The following is a 3,672-nucleotide window of genomic DNA, read 5'->3' on the forward strand; positions in this document are numbered from 1 at the left end:
GCTCGGTGACGTTCCGCTGCCCTGGTGGCCTTCGAAGTCACCGCCGGCGAGAACAGCGCCGTAGTCGTTGTACATCACGCCCGCGAACACACCGGTCTGACTGCCCCGCAACGACACCGGATCGATCCCGGCCCGCTCCACCGCCTCCCACGACACCTCCAGCAACAACCGCTGCTGCGAATCCGTCGCCAACGCCTCCCGAGGAGACATCCCGAAGAACCCGGGATCGAACTCACCCGCATCGTGCAGGAACCCACCCGAGCGGGTGTACGACGTCCCCGGACGATCCGGATCCGGGTCGTACAAGCCGTCCAGGTCCCAGCCACGGTTGCGCGGGAACCCGGTGATCGCGTCCCGGCCTTCGGCCACCAACCGCCACAGGTCCTCCGGCGAGGCCACCCCACCCGGATACCGGCACGCCATCCCCACGATCACGATCGGATCGCCGGTCACGGCCCTCGCGGAGGGCGCGAGGTCGACGTTCTGGCGCCCTTCCACCTCCTCGATCAGGAAGTCGGCCAGCGCGTCGACGGACGGGTAGTCGAACACCAGGGACGCGGGCAGCCGCATGCCCGAGACCGATGCGAGCCGGTTGCGCAGCTCCACCGACATCAGCGAGTCGAAGCCCAGTTCCTGGAACGCCTTGGTCACGTCGATGTCCGCGGTGTCGGAGTGTCCCAGCACGGAGGCGACCTGTGCCCGCACGAGTTCGACCACCGCGGGCCTGCGCTCGTCCGCGGACACACCGGACAACAGCCGGGCCAACTCACCGGTCCCGGCCACCGACCGGCGCGCGGGAACGCGGACGAGGCCGCGCAGGATGCCGGGGACGTCGCCCTGCGACCGCAGCGCACGCAGGTCGAACTGGGCCGGTACGACGACCGGCTGGTCGACGGCCAGTGCGGCGTCGAACAGCGCGAGACCCCGCTCCACCGACAGCGGCGGCATGCCCGAGCGCGACATCCTCTCGATGTCCACCGCGGACAGACCTGTGGTCATGCCCGTGCCGGACTCCCAGGGTCCCCACGCCAGCGACGCCGCCGGGAGCCCGAGACCACGCCGGTACCGCGCCAGCTCGTCCACGAACGCGTTCGCCGCCGCGTAGTTCGCCTGCCCCGCCGCACCGAGAACCCCGGCCACCGAGGAGAACAGCACGAAACCACGAAGATCGAGGCCGGCCGTCAGCTCGTGCAGATGCCACGCCGCATCGGCCTTCGCCCGCAACACCGCCGACACCCGCTCCGGCGTCAACGACTCCACCACACCGTCATCCAGCACGGCCGCCGCGTGCACCACCGCCGTCAACGGATGCGCGTCGGGCACGCCCGCCAGCAACGCGGCCACCGCGTCGCGATCCGACACGTCGCACGCCACCACGTGCACCGAGGCACCGAGCCTCGACAGTTCCTCCACCAGGGCACCAGCACCCGGCGTCTCCATCCCGCGCCTGCCGGCCAGCACCACATGCCGCACACCACGCTCAGCCACCAGGTGCCGAGCCACCACAGCACCCAGACCACCCACGCCACCGGTGACCAGCACGGTTCCGTCCGGGTTCCAGTCCCGGTCGTGCCGCGGCGAGGCCGCGACCCTGGCGAGCCGAGGAGTCAGCAGCCGCCGGTCGCGGACGACGAGCTCGGACTCACCCGAACCCAGTGCCTGGAACAGCAGTCCGGCGTCCACGGTGCCGGACTCCAGTTCCACGAGCCCGAACCGCCCGGGGTGCTCGGACATCGCCGATCGCAGAAGACCACGCACCGCGGCCGCCGCCAGGCCACCGCGGGTCACGAAGACCAGGCGAGAGTCCTCGGAACGGTTCTCGCCCAGCCACTCCTGGACGAGTTCCAGCACCTGCGAGGCCGCCTGGTGGGCGGCTTCGCGCACATCGTCCGGATCGCATCGCACCGGGACGACCACGACACCGTCCGGCACGTCCGCCAGGTCCTCGCACACCTCGACGTCGAGGGCCAGCCCCGTTCCCAGCACGGCGACCGGCACGACCGGCTCGCCCGCGGTCGGCGTGACCCACTCCACCTCGAACAGGGCGTCCGTGCCTGCGGCGAACTGGTCGGCGGTCACCGGACGCACCGTCAGGGAGTCGACGCTCAGCACAGGTGCACCGGTCTCGTCGGCCGCGGTGAGCGACACTTGCCCGGTGTCGGACCTGGTCAGCCTGACGCGCAGCCCCGCCGCGCCGGAGGCGTGCAACGAGAGTCCCTGCCAGGAGAACGGCAGCCCTGGGGGTTCCTCATCCCCGCCCTCCAGCATCAGCACGTGCAGGGCCGCGTCGAGCAGCGCGGGGTGCACGCCGAAGGCAGCGGCCTCGTCCCGCCGGTCGTCCGGTAGCACGACCTCGGCGAAGTACTCGCCGCCACTGCCACGCCACGCCCGCCGCAGTCCCCGGAACGCCGGGCCGTAGCCGAACCCCGCGTCGGCGAGACCCTCGTAGCACCCGGTCAGCTCCACTTGCTCGGCGCCGCCGGGAGGCCACGCCGCCGCGAAACGCGAGTCGGCGACGGGCACGCCGGAAGTGAGCACACCGCTCGCGTGCAGCACCCAGTCGTCGTCACCGCCGTCGTCGGGCCTCGAGTGCACCCGGACGACCCGGCTCCCGTCGTCCTCCAGCACGCCGACCCACACCTGCACCTGGACAGCCGCGCGGTCGGTCAGCACCAGGGGCGCGACCATGGTCAGCTCGTCGATCCGCCCGCAGCCCGCCTCGTCACCCGCGCGCACGGCGAGCTCGGCGAGCGCGGTGGCGGGGACGAGCACCTGCCCGAAGACGACGTGATCGGCGAGCCACGGGTGCGCCGGCAGCGACACCCGGCCCGTCAGCACGACCTCGCCGGTCCCCGCGACCGAGACCGCGGCTCCGAGCAGGGGGTGACGCGGCGACCCCAGTCCGGCCGCGGCCACATCGCCCGCGGCGGAGACTCCTCGCGGCCAGAACCACTCGTGGTCGAAGGCATAGGTCGGCAGGTCCGCGAACCGCCCGGCAGGCACGATCCGGCGCCAGTCGACCTCCACACCGCCCGCGTACAGCTGTCCCATCGCGACGAGCACGGTGCTCTCCTCGTCGCGGTCCTTGCGCAGGGCGGGAACCGCGAGGCTGTCCTCGACCAGACCGGTCAGCACGCCGTCCGGTCCCAGCTCCAGGAACGCCGACGCCCCGGCGTCGGACAACGCGCGAAGGCCATCGGCGAACCGCACCGCCTCCCGCACGTGCCGCACCCAGTACTGCGGCGAGCACACCTCATCGGTGACCAGAGCACCGGTCACGTTCGACACCAACGGCATCAACGGCTCACGGAACGACAGGTTCTCCAGAGCTCGAGCGAACTCGTCGAGCATCGGCTCCATCAACGGCGAGTGGAACGCGTGCGACACGCGCAGACGCGACGTCCTGCGATCCCCGAACCGAGCGGCGATCTCCAGCACCGCGGCCTCGTCGCCCGCGACCACCACCGAGTCCGCCCGGTTCACCGCCGCGACCGAGACGCCCTCGCCCAGCAACGGCAAGACCTCGGCCTCGGTCGCCGCGATCGCCACCATCGCGCCACCCGACGGCAACGCCTCCATCAAGCCGGCACGCGCCCGCACCAGCGTGCAGGCGTCATCCAGCGACAGCACACCCGCCACATGCGCCGCCGCCACCTCACCGATCGAGTGCCC

1 protein-coding gene is annotated in these 3,672 nt (G+C 72.0%); it reads right to left on the reverse strand.

The features are described 5' to 3' along the window. A partial coding sequence (locus tag BMY74_RS45585; protein ID WP_177230207.1) for a type I polyketide synthase occupies positions 1-3,672 on the reverse strand: 3,672 nt, incomplete at both ends.

Origin of the sequence: Lentzea albida (assembly GCF_900111005.1) — a bacterium.
Taxonomy (GTDB): domain Bacteria; phylum Actinomycetota; class Actinomycetes; order Mycobacteriales; family Pseudonocardiaceae; genus Lentzea; species Lentzea albida.